9 protein-coding genes, 2 tRNA genes and 3 rRNA genes are annotated in these 18,126 nt (G+C 65.7%); 8 read left to right on the top strand and 6 right to left on the bottom strand.

What is annotated here, in order from left to right:
* Nucleotides 1–33: 33 nt before the first annotated feature.
* The 6 genes from MRB58_RS24475 (at nt 34) to rrf (ending at nt 6,910) form a co-directional block, all read left to right on the top strand.
* The gene (locus MRB58_RS24475; RefSeq protein WP_371747327.1) at nt 34–948 is read left to right on the top strand and encodes a PfkB family carbohydrate kinase; all 915 of its coding nucleotides are present in this window, start codon (nt 34–36) and stop codon (nt 946–948) included.
* A 494-nt stretch (nt 949–1,442) separates the two neighbouring features.
* Nucleotides 1,443–2,904: ribosomal RNA gene (locus MRB58_RS24470) — 16S ribosomal RNA — on the top strand.
* A 271-nt stretch (nt 2,905–3,175) separates the two neighbouring features.
* A tRNA-Ile gene (locus MRB58_RS24465) sits at nt 3,176–3,252 on the top strand.
* A gap of 189 nt (nt 3,253–3,441) precedes the next feature.
* Nucleotides 3,442–3,517, top strand: a tRNA-Ala gene (locus MRB58_RS24460).
* 458 nt (nt 3,518–3,975) lie between these two features.
* Nucleotides 3,976–6,681: ribosomal RNA gene (locus MRB58_RS24455) — 23S ribosomal RNA — on the top strand.
* 114 nt (nt 6,682–6,795) lie between these two features.
* Nucleotides 6,796–6,910 (top strand): 5S ribosomal RNA (rrf, locus tag MRB58_RS24450).
* The 16S, 23S and 5S rRNA genes sit together here with 2 tRNA genes alongside, the layout of an rRNA operon.
* Before the next feature lie 273 nt (nt 6,911–7,183).
* Here rrf and hspQ read toward each other — a convergent pair.
* Nucleotides 7,184–7,498: a heat shock protein HspQ gene (gene hspQ / locus MRB58_RS24445; protein WP_244782402.1), complete on the bottom strand. Its 315-nt coding sequence runs from the start codon at nt 7,496–7,498 to the stop codon at nt 7,184–7,186.
* Nucleotides 7,499–7,894: 396 nt separating this feature from the next.
* Between hspQ and MRB58_RS24440 the strand changes: the two genes are divergently transcribed.
* Nucleotides 7,895–9,040 (top strand): glycosyl hydrolase family 8, encoded by a 1,146-nt coding sequence (locus tag MRB58_RS24440; RefSeq protein WP_244782401.1) that lies wholly within the window; start codon nt 7,895–7,897, stop codon nt 9,038–9,040.
* A 12-nt stretch (nt 9,041–9,052) separates the two neighbouring features.
* Here the strand turns inward: MRB58_RS24440 and MRB58_RS24435 are convergent, their stop codons facing one another.
* The 4 genes from MRB58_RS24435 to MRB58_RS24420 form a co-directional block, all read right to left on the bottom strand.
* Complete coding sequence (locus tag MRB58_RS24435; protein ID WP_244782400.1) at nt 9,053–9,802, bottom strand: glycosyltransferase family 2 protein; 750 nt, start codon at nt 9,800–9,802, stop codon at nt 9,053–9,055.
* A gap of 144 nt (nt 9,803–9,946) precedes the next feature.
* Nucleotides 9,947–11,182: an EAL domain-containing protein gene (locus MRB58_RS24430; protein WP_244782399.1), complete on the bottom strand. Its 1,236-nt coding sequence runs from the start codon at nt 11,180–11,182 to the stop codon at nt 9,947–9,949.
* A 214-nt stretch (nt 11,183–11,396) separates the two neighbouring features.
* Nucleotides 11,397–12,224: a response regulator transcription factor gene (locus MRB58_RS24425; protein ID WP_256461752.1), complete on the bottom strand. Its 828-nt coding sequence runs from the start codon at nt 12,222–12,224 to the stop codon at nt 11,397–11,399.
* 89 nt (nt 12,225–12,313) lie between these two features.
* On the bottom strand, nt 12,314–13,570 hold the full coding sequence (locus MRB58_RS24420) for a glycosyl hydrolase family 8 (protein ID WP_244782397.1): 1,257 nt from the start codon (nt 13,568–13,570) through the stop codon (nt 12,314–12,316).
* 547 nt (nt 13,571–14,117) lie between these two features.
* Between MRB58_RS24420 and MRB58_RS24415 the strand changes: the two genes are divergently transcribed.
* Nucleotides 14,118–15,176, top strand: a complete 1,059-nt coding sequence (locus tag MRB58_RS24415) for a GGDEF domain-containing protein (protein ID WP_244782396.1) — start codon at nt 14,118–14,120, stop codon at nt 15,174–15,176.
* Nucleotides 15,177–15,189: 13 nt separating this feature from the next.
* On the opposite strand, the gene MRB58_RS24410 is transcribed toward MRB58_RS24415, so the two are convergent.
* A complete protein-coding gene (locus tag MRB58_RS24410; RefSeq protein WP_244782395.1) occupies nt 15,190–17,631 on the bottom strand; it encodes a PAS domain S-box protein in 2,442 nt (813 codons plus the stop codon).
* Nucleotides 17,632–18,126: the final 495 nt, after the last annotated feature.

The raw sequence follows: 18,126 nt of genomic DNA, 5'->3' as shown, positions 1-18,126 counted from the left end.
GGCCGAGCTTGAGGATGGGCGCCGGAGCCCGGATTGGACAGGAAGAGGACGGCGATGACGCTGTGGTGTCTCGGCTCGATCAATCTCGATCGGTTCTACCATGTGCCGCACATTCCGGCGCCGGGGGAGACGCTGGCGGCGCGCCGGCTGACGACGGGAATCGGCGGCAAGGGCGCCAACATGGCGGTCGCGGCGGCGCGGGCGGGGGCGCGCGTGGTGCTGATCGGCGCCGTCGGCAGCGACGGCGCGTGGGCGCGCGACCGGCTCAGCGAGTGGGGCGTCGACACGCGCTACGTGGCGAGCGTGGAGGGGCCGACGGGGCACGCCGTCATCGTCCTCGCCGAGGACGGCGAGAACACGATCGTCATCCATGCCGGCGCCAACGCGATGCTGAGCGAGGCGCCGCTCGGCGCCGCCTTCGCGGAGGCCGCGGCGGGGGATTGGTGCCTGATCCAGAACGAGACGACGCTGCAGAGCGAAGGGGCGCGCCGGGCGCGGGCGGCGGGGCTGAGCGTCGCCTATGCGGCGGCGCCCTTCACCGCGGAGGCGGCGATGACGATGGCGCCGCTGTGCGACCTGATGATCCTCAACCGGGTCGAGATGGAGCAGCTGGCGGCGGCGACCGGGCGCGGGCCCGCCGCGCAGGGCGTGGCGCGCGTGGTGGTGACCGAGGGGGCCGACGGGGCGGTGCTCTACGCGGCGGACGCGCCGCAGGGGGTCCGCGTCGCCGCGCTCGAGGTCGAGGCGGTGGACACCACGGGGGCGGGCGACACGTTCACCGGCTACCTGCTGGCCGGGCTGGCGGCAGGCCTCGCCGCGTCCGAGGCGATGACGTGGGCGGCCAAGGCCGGGGCGCTGATGGTGACACGGCACGGGACGGCCGACGCGATTCCGACGATCGACGAGGTCGCGAGAAAATTTGGCGGCGAAGGAAATTTAGGTGGTTGACCCCTCCGCCGGGCCCCCGTATAGACCCGTCCACCGCAGCGGCGGGGCGGCCTTCGGGTCCCACGGCACTGCGGTCCGGCCTCGGAAATTCCTTGAAAAAGGGCGTTGACAAGACCGGCGGGGATCGCTAAATCCCCACTCCACCGACGGGGCGGCGCCGACTTCGAAAAGCGCCGCGTTTTCCTGTCGGCTCCACGGAAAGCGAAGCCTGGATGGCCTGAGAGATCGGGACAGGGGCGGCTTTTCGCTTCTTTCGGGGGACATTGTCCTCCACGGCGCCACTGGGCACCGGGTTCTTTGACAAGTGAATGCGAAGAAAGAGAAACGTGGGCGGCGTTGTCCCTGCGGATCCCTTCGGGGGTCAACAAGACAACGGCGGACACGTCTCTAGATGACGGACCGCTCCGCAGTGATGCGGAGAGTGTGTCCTCGTCAGCGTCCGGTCGCTTCGGTGGCTGGACATGAGAATGTGATTCTTGCTGGATTAAATGTCTCAACTTGAGAGTTTGATCCTGGCTCAGAACGAACGCTGGCGGCAGGCTTAACACATGCAAGTCGAACGCACCCTTCGGGGTGAGTGGCAGACGGGTGAGTAACGCGTGGGAACCTACCTATCGGTTCGGAATAACGTTCGGAAACGGACGCTAATACCGGATACGTCCTTCGGGAGAAAGATTTATCGCCGATTGATGGGCCCGCGTTGGATTAGCTAGTTGGTGTGGTAACGGCGCACCAAGGCGACGATCCATAGCTGGTCTAAGAGGATGATCAGCCACACTGGGACTGAGACACGGCCCAGACTCCTACGGGAGGCAGCAGTGGGGAATATTGGACAATGGGCGCAAGCCTGATCCAGCCATGCCGCGTGAGTGATGACGGCCTTAGGGTTGTAAAGCTCTTTCGCTAGGGATGATAATGACAGTACCTAGTAAAGAAGCCCCGGCTAACTTCGTGCCAGCAGCCGCGGTAATACGAAGGGGGCTAGCGTTGTTCGGAATTACTGGGCGTAAAGCGCGCGTAGGCGGATCATTAAGTCAGGGGTGAAATCCCGGGGCTCAACCTCGGAATTGCCTCTGATACTGGTGGTCTTGAGTCCGTGAGAGGTGAGTGGAACTCCGAGTGTAGAGGTGAAATTCGTAGATATTCGGAAGAACACCAGTGGCGAAGGCGGCTCACTGGCACGGTACTGACGCTGAGGTGCGAAAGCGTGGGGAGCAAACAGGATTAGATACCCTGGTAGTCCACGCCGTAAACGATGATAGCTAGCCGTCGGGGTGCATGCATTTCGGTGGCGCAGTTAACGCATTAAGCTATCCGCCTGGGGAGTACGGTCGCAAGATTAAAACTCAAAGGAATTGACGGGGGCCTGCACAAGCGGTGGAGCATGTGGTTTAATTCGAAGCAACGCGCAGAACCTTACCAGCTCTTGACATGCCTTGCTACCAGCGGAGACGTTGGGTTCCCTTCGGGGACAAGGACACAGGTGCTGCATGGCTGTCGTCAGCTCGTGTCGTGAGATGTTGGGTTAAGTCCCGCAACGAGCGCAACCCTCGCCTCTAGTTGCCAGCATTTGGTTGGGCACTCTAGAGGGACTGCCGGTGATAAGCCGAGAGGAAGGTGGGGATGACGTCAAGTCCTCATGGCCCTTACGGGCTGGGCTACACACGTGCTACAATGGCAGTGACAATGGGTGAATCCCAAAAAGCTGTCTCAGTTCGGATTGTTCTCTGCAACTCGAGAGCATGAAGTTGGAATCGCTAGTAATCGTGGAACAGCATGCCACGGTGAATACGTTCCCAGGCCTTGTACACACCGCCCGTCACACCATGGGAGTTGGTTCTACCCGAAGACGCTGTGTTAACCGTAAGGGGACAGGCGGCCACGGTAGGGTCAGCGACTGGGGTGAAGTCGTAACAAGGTAGCCGTAGGGGAACCTGCGGCTGGATCACCTCCTTTCTAAGGAAGACGAAGATCAAGGCTTGCCTTTCTTTGTCTCTTGGAAACACGCCGGCATTCAAAGCCGGCATTTGGCGGGATGGCGCCGCCTTCGTTTCTCTTTCTTCATCAGAACGGTTTTGGTGGTTGGATCCACCGGTCTTCGGACCGGTTGTGTTTCGATCCTCGGCCGCGTATCAGGCCGTCTTGAGCTTTGCGGTTCGCCGCAGCGTTCCCGATGCGCACCCACCTCGTGCTCGAGCAGCGCGAAGCGCGGTAGCACATCAAACGAGGGCATGTAGCTCAGGTGGTTAGAGCGTACGCCTGATAAGCGTAAGGTCGATGGTTCGAGTCCATCCATGCCCACCATATTTTCCGCGCGAAGCGCGGGGCGCTGTCGGCCTACTCGAGCGCGATGCGGCTGCCTCCAACGGGCGCCCTGCTCGCCGCGCGAAACGAAGGGTCGAGCCAGACCGACGACACGAAGGTTCATCTGAGGTGCCGGCCGGCTCGAGGGTCGTTCGGCTCCGAGCGTGCTCGAGGAGCGCGAGAGAAAGAGGGGCCTTAGCTCAGCTGGGAGAGCACCTGCTTTGCAAGCAGGGGGTCGTCGGTTCGATCCCGACAGGCTCCACCATCTTCGCCGCGCGAAGCGAACGCCGTTCTGATTGAAAGAAACCCGTTTCCCGGCCTCCACGGAGGTTCGGGCCGGCCGTGAGCCTCGTCTCCGGCCACCGCATCACTGACATCGTAAAGAGAAGATTTGTTCGCCCACTGGGCTGGACGCACGGATCCCGAGCGGAGCTCGCGAGACGTGCATCATGTCCGGACCGGTGCGATGGTGAGGGATTACGTTATCTCCGACATCCAGCACGACCCGCCGGGTCCTTCGGGATCCGGTCACGTGCTGATGCCCCCTCACCTGCCGTGATTGCCGCCGACGTCGGATGACGAAGGCGGGATGGCTCCTGACCGGGCCGATCGTGGCGCTGCGGACAGATCTCGTGAAACTGGTCTTTCCTTATCAGTCCATCCGTCCTCCTCCGGGAGGCGCGCTCCCGCAGGGGCGTTCGGGTGGGCATTGATAATGAGAGTGATCAAGTGCCTTAAGAGCATTCGGTGGATGCCTTGGCATCGAGAGGCGATGAAGGACGTGGTACGCTGCGAAAAGTCACGGGGAGGTGCGAACAACCTTTGATCCGTGAATGTCCGAATGGGGAAACCCACCCGTTAAGGGTACCCGCAAGGGAGCGAACCAGGGGAAGTGAAACATCTCAGTACCCTGAGGAAAAGAAATCAACCGAGATTCCGTTAGTAGTGGCGAGCGAACGCGGACCAGGCCGTGCAGTGACACAAGCAGAACCAACTGGAACGTTGGGCCATAGAGGGTGACAGCCCCGTATGTGTAAGATGATCTGCCGTTCGAGTAGGGCGGGACACGTGAAATCCTGTCTGAACATGGGGGGACCACCCTCCAAGCCTAAATACTCCTCGATGACCGATAGTGAACCAGTACCGTGAGGGAAAGGTGAAAAGAACCCCGACAAGGGGAGTGAAAGAGTCCCTGAAACCGGATGCTTACAAACAGTAGGAGGGCGAAAGCCTGACTGCGTACCTTTTGTATAATGGGTCAGCGACTTAGTCTGACGAGCAAGCTTAAGCCGATAGGTGTAGGCGTAGCGAAAGCGAGTCTGAACAGGGCGTTCAGTTCGTCGGATTAGACCCGAAACCGAGTGATCTAGCCATGAGCAGGTTGAAGGTTGGGTAACACCAACTGGAGGACCGAACCGTTGAATGTTGCAAAATTCTCGGATGACTTGTGGTTAGGGGTGAAAGGCCAATCAAACTCGGTGATAGCTGGTTCTCCGCGAAAACTATTTAGGTAGTGCGTCGGACGTATCCCTCGGGGGGTAGAGCACTGGATGAGGAATGGGGGCTTACCGCCTTACTGACTTCAACCAAACTCCGAATACCCGAGAGGACTATCCGGCAGACACACGGCAGGTGCTAACGTCTGTCGTGGAGAGGGAAACAACCCTGATCACCAGCTAAGGCCCCCAAATCGTGGCTAAGTGTGAAAGGATGTAGAGACCCCAAAACAACCAGGATGTTGGCTTAGAAGCAGCCATCATTTAAAGAAAGCGTAACAGCTCACTGGTCTAAATAAGGGTCTCCGCGCCGAAAATGTAGCGGGGCTAAAGCCACGTGCCGAAGCTGTGGGCTTGTCTTTGACAAGCGGTAGCGGAGCGTTCCGTAAGCCTGCGAAGGGTGACCCGTGAGGGCACCTGGAGGTATCGGAAGTGCGAATGCTGACATGAGTAACGTAAGGGGTGTGAGAGACACCCCCGCCGAAATTCCAAGGGTTCCTGCGTAAAGCTAATCTGCGCAGGGTTAGTCGGCCCCTAAGGCGAACCCGAAAGGGGTAGTCGATGGGAACACGGTTAATATTCCGTGACCAGGGATGAGTGACGAATGACGAAAGTTGTCTGGCCTTATTGGATTGGTCGGGCAGCCTGGTTGTTCCAGGAAATAGCTCCCCAAATGACCGTACCCGAAACCGACTCTGGTGGAATGGTAGAGAATACCGAGGCGCTTGAGAGAACGATGCTGAAGGAACTCGGCAAATTACCTCCGTAACTTCGGGAGAAGGAGGCCTCTGATTCGGGCAACCGGGTTGGAGGGGCACAGACCAGGGGGTAGCGACTGTTTATCAAAAACACAGGGCTCTGCGAAGTCGCAAGACGACGTATAGGGTCTGACGCCTGCCCGGTGCCGGAAGGTTAAAAGGAGGTGTGCAAGCACCGAATTGAAGCCCCGGTAAACGGCGGCCGTAACTATAACGGTCCTAAGGTAGCGAAATTCCTTGTCGGGTAAGTTCCGACCTGCACGAATGGCGTAACGACTTCCCCGCTGTCTCCAGCATCGACTCAGTGAAATTGAATTCCTCGTGAAGATGCGAGGTTCCTGCGGTCAGACGGAAAGACCCCGTGCACCTTTACTATAGCTTTACACTGGCATTCGTGACGACATGTGTAGGATAGGTGGTAGGCTTTGAAGCGTGGGCGCCAGCCTGCGTGGAGCCACCCTTGAAATACCACCCTTGTTTTCATGGATGTCTAACCGCGACCTACGTCCGGGACAGTGTATGGTGGGTAGTTTGACTGGGGCGGTCGCCTCCCAAAGAGTAACGGAGGCGTGCGAAGGTGGGCTCAGAGCGGTCGGAAATCGCTCGTTGAGTGCAATGGCATAAGCCTGCCTGACTGCGAGACTGACAAGTCGAGCAGAGACGAAAGTCGGCCATAGTGATCCGGTGGTCCCGCGTGGAAGGGCCATCGCTCAACGGATAAAAGGTACGCCGGGGATAACAGGCTGATGACTCCCAAGCGTCCATAGCGACGGAGTTGTTTGGCACCTCGATGTCGGCTCATCGCATCCTGGGGCTGGAGCAGGTCCCAAGGGTTTGGCTGTTCGCCAATTAAAGCGGTACGTGAGCTGGGTTCAGAACGTCGTGAGACAGTTTGGTCCCTATCTGCCGTGGGTGTCGGAGAATTGACAGGATCTGCCCCTAGTACGAGAGGACCGGGGTGGACGTACCTCTTGTGGACCTGTTGTGGCGCCAGCCGCATTGCAGGGTAGCTACGTACGGACGGGATAACCGCTGAAAGCATCTAAGCGGGAAACCCACCTGGAAACGAGTTCTCCCTTGAGAGCCGTTGTAGACGACGACGTTGATAGGCACGATGTGGAAGCGCAGCAATGTGTGGAGCTTACGTGTACTAATCGCTCGATTGGCTTGATCGCTCTCATTACCCAATGCCCATCCGCCATAGGCGGATCTCGATACACGGAAAGACCGGCCATCGCGCCGGATGAGCCTACGCTCACCAGTTTCACGAACAACGCGTGCTTCGCCGGCCTGGTGGCCTTTGCGAGGAGCCCCCACCCGATCCCATTCCGAACTCGGCCGTTAAACTCCTCAGCGCCGATGGTACTCTGGCTCAAGCCACGGGAGAGTAGGTCGCCGCCAGGCCTGCCGAGCACGCGTTCCCCCTTCTCTTTACACCCCCAACATCCCGAGGCCCAAAAGCCTCCCCCAACCCGCCCACACTCGGCCCCAAAGCCGCGTGTCGTGCGGGCTATCCGCGTTCCTCCGCCACCCAACCCCTGCCCCGGACACCCGGGGGCCGGGGAATGGAGGGACAACGTCGCCACGTCCGAAATCGGACGCGGCCGGGCAGGTCGGGGCCGCCGAGCGCGCCCCCGAAGAGGGCGCCCGGCAAGCCGGATCCGGGCAACGCCGGGGTCAGTGGAGGCCGACGGAGGCCTCGCCCGGGGCCAGCTGGGCGAGAAACTCGCGCGCCGGCGTGTCCAGCCCGAACGCGTCGCACACCAGGTTCTGCTCGGACACGTAGGCGACCGACTCCACCCCCTCGTAGTCGACCCGCACGCGGTAGAAGGGCTGGTCGCGATTGGGGCGGTTCTCGGCCGGGATCGCCTGGTACCAGGCGTCCGTCTCGCCGAAGACGGCATCGATGTCGACGATCACGCCGGCATAGTCGAACACGCGGTGACGGACAGCCTGGCCGATGTTGAACTTCGCCACTTTGATGATCGCCATTGATACTCACTCACTTCTTCGGGCCGTCATGGCCGCGACGCAACAGGAAGTCCGGATGCGGCGAAGGCCGGGATGAACCCAGGCGCCGGCCGCATCGCTCAGGACCACAACCCCCCGATCCGCCGGTTGGTTCGCGCCGCGGCGGCGAATTCTCCAGCCCTGTGCAAGATTGTCATGCCTGTGCGCCAAACGGCGCGTGACCTATCCCAAAGACCAGGGGCGCGCGCCCAATGGTGAAGATGATCGGTGAAAAAGGCAGGCCCCTATAGAGAATATCCGGCGATGTCGGTCCGGATAGTCTTGAAGGCAAAGGTGTTATACTGAGACACGCCGGCTCGATCCCGGATCTGACGCGTTCCTTCCCCGTCCCACCACGGGTTGAAGGTTTCGCGTTTCATGAGTGCCCCGTCCGGCCTGTTCTCAAGACTGTTCGCGCTCGTCGTGTTGGCGGCGAGTCTCGGTGCCGCCGAGGCCGCGCACGCGTTCGGCTTCTCCTTCGACACGCTGGTCGCGACCACGCTCGCGCCGGCGGAATGGGCGGCCTATCGCCGGCGCTTCATCCGCACGGACGGCCGCGTCGTCGACATCGAGAAAGGCGGCCACACCCACTCCGAGGGTCAGGGCTACGGCCTGCTGCTGGCCATGCGCGCCGACGACCGCCCCACCTTCGAGCGGATCGCCGACTTCACCTTCCGGCGCATGCGCGGGCGCACCGACGGCCTGGTCTCCTGGCTCTACCACCCCCACTCGACCCCCCGCATCCGCGACCCCAACAACGCCTCCGACGGCGACATCCTGATCGCCTACGCGCTGATCTCGGCGGGGCTGAAGTGGAACGAGCCGCGCTTCATCGCCCGCGCGCTGCCGATGGTGGACGCCATCGGCCGCCTGCTCCTGGAGCGGCGCGGCGCTTACGTGCGCCTCAAGCCCGGCGCCTACGGGTTCGACCCCGGCCAGACCGACGGCGGGGCCGTGGTCAATCTGTCGTATTATATCTACGGCGCCTTCCTGATGTTCGAGCGGGTCGACACGCGCCACCCCTGGCGCGAGGCGTGGCAGAGCGGGCTGATGCTGACCGAGGCCTCGCTCGCCGGCGCGGAGCGGCTGACGCCGGACTGGATCGCCCTGCAGGCCGACGCGACGCTCGCCCTCCCCCGCGGCTATGCCGCACGCTCCAGCTACGACGCGGTGCGCGTGCCGCTCTACATGGCGCTCGGCGGGCGGGTGCCGGCGCGCTACTTCGCCCCGTTCGACCGCTCCTGGAACCTCAACGGCCGCGGCCTGCCGAAGGACTACGACATCGGCACCGGCGAGGTGGTGGGGGACATGAACGAGCCCGGCTACCGGGCGATCGCCGGGGTGGCGGCATGCGTGACGCGCAACGTGCCGCTGCCGCGCGCGGCGCAGCGCTTCGAGGTGCGCACCTACTTCTCCTCGACGCTGCACCTCCTCGCCTTGTCGGCGGTGCGGGCCCACTACACCCACTGCGCGACACCCGTCGCGGTCGCCTCGCTCGCCGCCGCGCCGGCTGCGATCCCCTGAGCCGCCGGGGCGCTATCCGCGGACGAAGAACTGGCCGACCTTGCGCAGCGGCTTGGCGACGAGCGCGCGGTCGATCGGCCCGCCGCCCAGCCAGCGGCGCCGCGCCCGCAGCGCTTCGATATTGTGCTTCAGGTGCGCGCCGATCGAGGCCGTGCTCGCCCCGCCGCGCATCATGTCGATGACGACGCCGCGCGCCTTGGCCAGCCGGAACGGGTGCAGCTCGACCGCGCGCAGCATGTAGTCGTAGTCCGAGGCGGTCTTCAGCGAGAGATCGAAGAGGCCGACCGCATCGGCAACCTGCCGGCGCACGTAGAAGGTCGGGTGCGCCGGCATCCAGCCGGAGCGGAAGCCGCCGGCCGCCCGCGGCGCCACGCGCCAGCGCCGCACCACCTCCTTGGCGTGGTGGTCGAGCACGAAGTCGAGGTCGCCGTGGACGATGTCGGCATGCTGCAGCGCCTCGACGATGCGCGAGAGCGCGGTGGCGTCGTGGTAGGTGTCGTCGGCATTGAGGACGCCGAAGGCGTCGCCCTGGTAGCGCGCCAGACCCTTGTTGAGGGCGTCGTACATCCCCCGGTCCGGCTCGGAGACGACGCTGATGCGCGGATCGGCGAAGCCTCGGGCGACCGCCGCGGTCTGGTCGGTCGAGGCGCCGTCGAGGACCAGGAGCTCGAAGTCGCCGTGGTCCTGGGCGAGCACGCTCTCGATGGTGTGGGCGAGCGTCGCCTCGGCGTTGCGGCAGGCGGTCAAGATGCTGATCTTCATGTCCCACCCTCGTCGATCCGGTCCCGCCGCCTCTCGGCGTCACCTCGGCGTCACCGGAGGGCCGCGCACAGGCTTGCCACATCTGCGGCCGCGGGACGACGGCCGAGCGACGGGTCGGGGCGGGGGACGCCCCGCGGCCGGCCGTTATTGCTGATATTCCATGCAGTAGGCCGGGCGGGCGGGGTCGGCGCTGGCGGCGTCGCCGGGGTCGGGCGCGTACTGCATCTCGAGAAGCTCGGCCTTGACCGGCCGGCACAGGCCGAAGCCCTGCAGGTGCGAGCAGCCGCACTCGATCGCCTGGCACATCACCTCGTAGGTCTCCACCCCTTCGGCGCACACGCTCATGCCCAGCGAGCGGGCGAGGCCGACGGTGGAGGTCAGGATGTTGCGGGCCTCGGCGTCCTGGTCGACGCGGGTGACGAACGAGCGGTCGATCTTGATCTGGTCGAACAGCCCCCCCTGCAGCCGCTTCAGCGAGGAGTAGCCGACGCCGAAGTCGTCCACGCTGATCGAGTAGCCGCGCATCTTGAGGCGCATCAGCACGGCCTTGTCGTCGAGGATGGAGGAGAACTCCTCCTCCTCTGTCAGCTCCAGCACGATCTGCGCCGGCTCGATGCCGTGGCCCTGCAGCACGTCGTCGATGCGCCGCGGCAGGTCGCGATCGGCCAGCAGCAGCGGGGGAATGTTGATGGCGACGCGCGGCGCGAAGCCGAGCGCGTTCCAGGCCGCCGCCTGGCCGCACACCAGGCCCAGCATCTCGTAGGTGAGGCGCTCCCAGGTCTCGGACGAGGAGATCTGCGGCAGGAAGTCCCCCGGCGTCAGCAGCCCCGCCGTCGGATGCTCCCAGCGCACCAGCGCCTCGACGCTGGAGAGCGACACGCGCCGGCGCCCGCTGTCGGGGAATTCCGACACCGCGAAGATCGGCTGGTAGTGGGCCCGCAGCTCGCCTTGGCGCAGCGCGTCCTCGACGTCGTGGTTGGAGCTGGATTGGGTGTCGGCCTTCTGGGCGACATGCTCCAGGATGCAGGCCTCGAGCAGCGAGAACTCGGTCGGCTTGCCGAACTCGCCCAGCACTTCGACGCCGAACTCGCGGGCGAGGTTGCGGGCCGAGTGGCGCGTGCGCGCGTCCTGCCCGCTGACGAGGATGAGGGCCGGGCGCTCCTCCAGCTGCGACAGCTTGGCGAAGAACTCGACGCCGTCGCAGTCGGGCATCAGGAGGTCGCACACGACGATGTCGACCGGGGAGGTCTTCAGGTGCTCGATCAGCTCCAGCCCGTTGGCCCAGACCGAGGTGACGAGGCCGGCCTCCGACAGGATCATCGACGTCAGCGTGCGGATGTCCGCCTCATCGTCGAGAATGGCGACACGCTGCGCTGTCATGGCCCGTCTTCCTTCCATGGACGCACCCCCTCCCCGCGCCGGCGAGATCGGGCGATGGTTCCGGCTTGCGGCCCCGACCCTGGCCGGGACCTTTCGTCGACGCGCACGCCCCGACCGTGCCGGTCCGCGGCCGCGGCGCGCTAGAGCACGTCCCGTTCGACCTCATTCAAGCTGAACGGGACAAGCGTGCTCGCTCCTCAGTCTGGCGAGCGCGCTAGTCGATGACGTAACCGACCCGGTGCACCGTGCGGATGACCGGCTCGTTGTCCGAGCGCAGCTTACGGCGAATGCTCGAAACGTGCACGTCGACGCGTCGGTCGAGCGGGTCGCGTTCGCCGGAGCCCACGACGAAGGTGTAGATGTCGTCGCGCGACAGGACCTGCCCGCGCCGCTCCAACAGCACCTGCAGGGTACGAAATTCCGGCTCGGAGAGGTAGGGGGAGGCCTTGTCGGCCTGCCGCGTGACGGAGCGGCCGAGGATGTCGACCGTCCAGCCGGCGACCTCGTAGGCCGACGGCGCCTCGACCACGGAGGCCATCAGGCTGCCGATGCGCCGCGCGTGGCGCTTGACGCGGGCGACGAACTCGCGCGCCTCGAAGGGTTTGACGATGTAGTCGTCGGCGCCCAGTTCGATGCCGACGACGCGGTCCATCGAGCTGCCGCGGCCGGACACCACGATGACCGCCGTCGCCGGGCTGTCGGCCAGCATGCGCACGAAGTCGAGACCGTCGCCGTCGCTCAGGCGCAGGTCGACCAGGGCCACCGTGAAGCTCTGACGTTCGATGAGGGCGTGCGCTTCGGACAGGTTGCCGGCGCAGGAGACCTCGAATCCTTCCTCCTCGAGCAACGTGGAGATGATCTCCCGAATGCTCGGATCGTCTTCGAGGACTAGGACTGTTGTCGGCACTTTAGCACTGGAAGGGTATCGATCTTGGCGTGTCGCTCGGTCCAGGCTCGACGCGTCCGCAGAATACACGCTCCCACCTCCATGGAAGATCTGAGGACGAGGGGATGCCGTCGTCAGACCACATAACACCCCCATAAATAGCATTTTTCAACCGAAATCGTCAATGTCGTTAATGTTCGGTGAACGGAATTTTCGCAAAGGTATGACACATGTAGGCTCGGCCCCTACCGCACGCCCGCCGTGCGCGAGCCGATGACCACCGGGTCGAGCCGGTCGGTGCAGGCGCCGGCCTGGCGCGCGGCCACCAGGCCGAGAAGATGCAGGCTGGAGGCGAAGTAGGTCGTCGTGCGGTAGCGCAGGAGCGGCTGCGGGATCGTCGCGCCGCGGGCGGCACAGGCCGAGAGCGCTGCGATCATGCGGTAACCCGGGTCGCCGAGCTCGCCGTGGGCGACGTCGGAGAGGAGGTCGCGGTCGCGCGGGACGCCGCCGCCGCGGTGGTTCCAGGCGATGTCGTGGGCCGACAGGTCGAACCCGGAGAGGTCGGCATAGGCCATGTAGAGCGGGATGCGGACCGCGTCGTAGGAGGCGCGGCGGGGGAAGCCGCTCGCCATCTCCACCCGGCCGCTGCGCGCCAGGGCGACCCAGTTGGGCACCAGATTGCGCGCGCCGGTGCGGGCGGCCTCGGTCAGCGCCTTGCCCTCGCGGGCGAGCTCGGCCCAGGGATAGGCCGGCTGCACCACCTCGAAGAGCGCGAAGGCGGCGTAGAAGTAGTAGGACAGGTTCACCACCGGGCCGTCGTTGCCGGGCATGCGGTCGAAGCCGAAGGCGGCCGGCTTCAGGAAGGGACGGCCGCCGGCGGTGCCGATCAGCTCGCGGCCGATGGCGGCGACCATGCGGTCGGCGGCCTCGGCATAGCGCGGCTCGCCCCAGAGCACCGCGGCCCGCAGCAGCGCGTAGGCGACGAGGACGTCGCCGTCGGTGGCATTGTTGCGGTCGGCGACGTGGGGGGTCTGGGCCGGGTTGTAGCGCCAGGCCAGCAGCGCGTCCTTGCGGATCTGCAGCCGCTCGCGGGTGAAGCGCCACATGCGCTCGAAGGCCTCGCGGTCGCCGGCGTGCATGGCGAGAAGCATGCCGTAGCCCTGCCCCTCGGAGTGGCTGATGCCGCCGTTCTCACGGTCGACGATGCGCCCGTCGGGGGCGAGGAAGGCGCGCTTGTAGTCGGCCCACTCGTGGGGGGCGATCAGCGTGCCCGCCGGCAGGGCCGCGGCGGTCGGTCGGACCGGCCGGGGGACGGACCGCAGGGCGGACCGGGGGGCGGCGGGCAAGATCAGCGAGCGGGCCGCCGGCCGGGGCGCGGCGCGGGCCACCTGCGCCTGATGCCGGCGGGCCGCGGCGACGTCGTCGGCGGAGACGCGGAACCAGTCGGCCCGGGCCGTCGTGGGGGCGAGGGGGGCCCCCACCAGAAGGAGTGCGAGACACACGGCGGGCTTGAAAAGAATTCGCCGCGCACATCGAACAATCATGGTGCCAATCCGAGGTCATCTGCTTACAAGTTCAGACTTCCTGGAAAGTACGTGCCGTTCAGTTCTTTTAAGATCTGAAGAGTATTGAAATTATGCAGCCTGTCTGAGAGTCATGCCGAAATATAGCGGACATGCGGACGGTGTAGTGCGGTCATGAATTCTGTCCGCTCGGTGTGGCGCTCGTGCGGAGAATGTCGGTGGTTGTGCCGTTTCTGATCGGAATGTGCGCAAGTTGTAAAATGTTGTGCGGCTCGATCCGGCCGCCGCGAGCCCGGGCCGGGCCGGGGATGCGCCGCCGGGTGTCCGGGAGGCCGCGTGCCGGCGCCGGTATGGGGCGCGGACGGGGCACGGGTGCCGGGGCCGTGGCGTTTTACAAAAACCGCGATGAACCCGGACAACATCAACCACTTGCCGATAAACACCGCGCAATCGCCGTGCCTGTGTAGGGGATGCAAGGCCTCCGCCCGCCCCGGCACAGGCCCCCCCGCTTCGAGGGACGACCCCCATGTCAGATGGATCGCACGTGGTGCGCGCCATGAGCACGCCCTATCCCGCCGTCCTCACCGGCCTCGAGCTCGGCACCTATCGCCACGTCGCCGCGCTGGCGCAGCGCCTGTTCGACGTGCCGCTGGCCGCCGTGGTGCTGAGCGACGGGCAGCGCTGGAGCGCCGCCCGCGCCGGCCTCGCGCCCGGCTGGGGCGCGCACGCCCTCGCCGCCTGCCGCGCCTGTTGCACCGCCGGCGAGACCCTCCGCCTCGCCGACGCGGCGGCCGATGCGCGCTTCGCCGTGGCGGCGGCCGACCCCGCCGACCCCGCCGATCCCGTCGGCGAGGGCCCCGTGCGCGGCTGCCTCGCCACGCCGATCCGCCTCTCCGACGGCGCCCCGGCCGGCATGCTCTGTGCTCTCGACGCCCGCCCGCGCGGCTTCGACGCGGCCGACCTCGCCGCCCTCGAGGACCTCGCCCGGTGCGTCGGCCGGGAGCTGGAGCTGCGGCTCCTCTGCGCCACCGATCCGCTGACCGGCGTGCTGACGCGCGACGCCTTCCTGCAGGCGCTCGAGCGCGGCATCGCCGAGGAGAGCGCGGTCGCGCTGGCGGTCATGGATCTCGATTCCTTCAAGGCGATCAACGACACCTTCGGCCACCTCGGCGGCGACAAGGTGCTCGCCGGCACCGGCACCCTGATGCGCCGCGAGCTGTGCGGCGTGCCGGTGCAGCTGGGCCGCCTGGGCGGGGAGGAGTTCGGCTTCCTGTTCGCCGACATGACGATCGGCGAGGTGATCGGCGAGCTGCACTCGCTGCGCCAGTCGCTATCGGGCTACGCGTTCGAGGGGATCGGCGGGGTGCGCATCACCGCCAGCTTCGGGCTGACGGCGATCGAGCCGGCGAAGGCGCGTCACGAGCACCTGCAGCTGGCCGATCTGGCGCTCTACAAGGCCAAGCACCTGGGCCGCAACCGCCTGGAGCAGGCCTCGCCGCAGGACGTCGGCGGCGCCTCGATCCACCTGCTGGCCCGCCGCCATCGCGACGGGGCCGGCCGCGTCGGCACCTCCGTCGACCGCTGAGGCGCGCCGCCGGTCAGCCCACCTCGCTCGACTGCACCGCCGGCTCCGGGCCCACCGAGGCGGCCAGCCCGCGCGACAGCTCGGCCAGCGTGTAGGGCTTGCTCAGCATCTTGCCCTTGGCGAGCAGGGCGTGGTCGTCCAGCGAGCCGTGCGTGTAGCCCGAACAGAACAGGATCGGCAGCTGCGGCCAGCGCTTGTGCGCGGTCGTGGCGAGGTCGAAGCCGGACATGCCGCCCGGCAGCACGATGTCGGTGAAGAGGAGGTCGAAGGTGCCGCCGTGCGATTCCAGGATGCGCACCGCGTCGATCGCGGTCGCGACCGTCACCGGGCGGTGGCCGAGCGCCTCCAGCATCGCCACCGTGTTGTCCTGCACCCGCGGGTCGTCCTCGACGACGAGGATGTCGAGCGGGCGCGAGGGGCTCATCTCCTCGGGCGGCATCAGGTCTTCGTCGGAGACGTCGTAGGAGCGCGGCAGATAGAGGCGCACGGTCGTGCCGGTGCCCTCCTCGGAGTAGATCTGCAGGCTGCCGCCCGACTGCTTGACGAAGCCGTAGGCCATGGAGAGGCCGAGCCCCGCGCCGGTCCGCCCCTCGATCGCCTTGGTGCTGTAGAAGGGCTCGATCGCCCGGCGCACCACCTCCGGCGACATGCCGCAGCCGTTGTCCGACACCGACAGGACGATGAACTCGCCCTGCAGTCCGTCGGTCTGCGAGGCGATGTAGGAATCGTCCAGCGTCGCCTTGCGCACGTCGACGACGATCCGCCCCGTCCCCGGCTGGCACGCGTCGCGCGCATTGATGCACAGGTTCATGAGCGCGCTGTCGAGCTTGGCCGGATCCACCTCCGCCAGCCACAGGTTCGGCTCGATGTCGATCGATAGGCTGTACTGCTCGCCGATGGCCCGCTCCAGGAGCGGCTTGGCGTCGTTGATGAGGGCGACGACGTCGGTCGCGGTCGGGTCCAGCGTCTGGCGCCGGGCGAAGGCGAGGAGCTGGCCGACGAGGTCGCGCCCGCGCTCGGCCGCGCCGCGGTTCATGTCGACGAGCTTCAGCATCGGCTCGTTGTCTTTGAGGCGCACCTTCAGGAGATCCGCCGAGCCCATGATCACGGTGAGGAGGTTGTTGAAGTCGTGAGCGATGCCGCCGGTGAGCTGGCCGATCGCGTCGAGGCGCGTGGCGGCCTGCATCTTCTCGCTGAGCACCATGCGCTCGGAGATGTCCTGGTAGACGACGAGCACGCCGTCCTTCATCCGCCCCTTGCCGACGATCAGCACCTTGTGGGCGAGGACGGTGACGTTGAGCCCCGAGCGGCTCTTGTAGACGGCGCGGCCCGACCAGGAGCCGCTGCGCAGCATGCGGTCGTTGCGCATCGCATGGTCGTCCTCCTCGATCTGCAGGAGGTCGACGATGTTGGAGCCGAGCGCCTCGTCGCGGCTCCAGCCGAAGGTGCGCTCGGCCTGGCGGTTCCAGAACACCACCTTGTCGTCCGAATCGTAGACCACGAACGCCTCGCGCGCGTGCGACAGGATCTCCAGCACCCATTCGAGCGCCGCCTCGCGGTCGCGCTGCACGGTGAGATCCTGGATGACGCCGGCGATGCGGATCGGCCGGCCGTCCTCGATCTCGGCGTCGCCGGCGACGCTGACACGCCGCACGTTGCCGTCGCGCCGCACGATGTCCGCCTCGAAGGCGTAGGGCTGGCCGCTCTCCATGGCGCGACCGACGGCCCGTTCCACCACCGGTCGGTCGTACTCGGCGTAGAAGCCGATCGCCTCCTCCAGCACCGGCGGCTGCTCGCGCGACTGGCCGTGGATTTCGTAGACCCGGTCCGACCAGGAAAGCTCGCCGCTCTTCAGGTCGTAGGACCAGGCGCCGATGTGGCTGAGCCGCTCGATCTGCTGGCCGAGCGTCTCGCGCCGCACCCGCTCGCGCGCCAGGCGCTCCTCGACCATGGTGGTGAGCCGCTCCGCGGCCGCCGCCTTCAGGATGCCGGAGGCGATCGCCGCCAGCCGCTCGAGGTCCTCGCGCAAGGCCGGGTCGTCCGCGCGCGGGGTCTCCCCCATGACGCAGAGGCTGCCGATGTCGTGCTGTCCGTCGATGGAGATCGGGTGGGAGGCGTAGAAGCGGACCCCGCGCGCGCACCAGACGTCCTTCGCCGGATGCGCGCTCGCCGCCAGGTCCTCGACGACGATCGGCGCGCCGAGGGCGATGGTGTCGTTGCAGAGGGTATCTTCCCGCGCGATTTCGCGCCACGGCACACCCACCGAAGACACCCAGTATTGCGTATATTTGTCGATCAGCGTGATGCCGACGCGGGACAGATCCGTGAGGCGGGCGGCGAGGGCCGTCACATGGTCGAGGCTGCCGAAATTGTCCTGAAAGAGCAGTCCGCTCGCTTGAATGGCGGCCAGCCTGCCATCTTCGTTGGCAGGTCTCGGGTAAGGCCTGAACGACATGAGGTCATCTTATTCGCGGTGAACGAAAATCTGCGGATGTTCACCTAAAATGAAAATTACCCTTATGTCCAGAGAAATTGAACCTAGCGATGCTGCGATCTGCCTTTGAACTGACGCATTATGTTTCAGGATTCCTTGCGCCCTCCCCGGCCGACGTCGCGCCCGCCCCCGGGCCCTCCATGGCGGCCCCGCCTCTATAGCGTGAGGAACACTCGTATAGGGTGAATATTTTCTCTATCGAGGCGCTACCGCGCTTCGCGCTGCTCGAGCGCGCGGGGGCGCTACCGCACTTCGCGCTGCTCGAGCGCGGGGGCAGACAAGGTCACCCGAACCCAATCCGGGTCGGGTGTGCTCAAGCAGCGAAGCGATAGCACGGACGAAGGTCACCCGAACCGGTACGGGTCGGGTGTGCTCGAGCAGCGAAGCGATAGCACGGACGAAGATCACCCGAACCGGTACGGGTCGGGTGTGCTCGAGCAGCGAAGCGATAGCACG

Origin of the sequence: Acuticoccus sp. I52.16.1 (assembly GCF_022865125.1) — a bacterium.
Classification (GTDB): domain Bacteria; phylum Pseudomonadota; class Alphaproteobacteria; order Rhizobiales; family Amorphaceae; genus Acuticoccus.
Note: the sequence above shows the minus strand (reverse complement) of the source record. Positions and strands in the feature narration are given on the sequence as shown.

Coding starts and splice junctions, on each gene's coding strand:
- hspQ (WP_244782402.1), bottom strand. CDS start 7,498: ATGGCGATCATCAAAGTGGCGAAGTTCAACATCGGCCAGGCTGTCCGT.
- MRB58_RS24440 (WP_244782401.1), top strand. CDS start 7,895: ATGAGTGCCCCGTCCGGCCTGTTCTCAAGACTGTTCGCGCTCGTCGTG.
- MRB58_RS24435 (WP_244782400.1), bottom strand. CDS start 9,802: ATGAAGATCAGCATCTTGACCGCCTGCCGCAACGCCGAGGCGACGCTC.
- MRB58_RS24430 (WP_244782399.1), bottom strand. CDS start 11,182: ATGACAGCGCAGCGTGTCGCCATTCTCGACGATGAGGCGGACATCCGC.
- MRB58_RS24425 (WP_256461752.1), bottom strand. CDS start 12,224: ATGGGGGTGTTATGTGGTCTGACGACGGCATCCCCTCGTCCTCAGATC.
- MRB58_RS24415 (WP_244782396.1), top strand. CDS start 14,118: ATGTCAGATGGATCGCACGTGGTGCGCGCCATGAGCACGCCCTATCCC.
- MRB58_RS24410 (WP_244782395.1), bottom strand. CDS start 17,631: ATGTCGTTCAGGCCTTACCCGAGACCTGCCAACGAAGATGGCAGGCTG.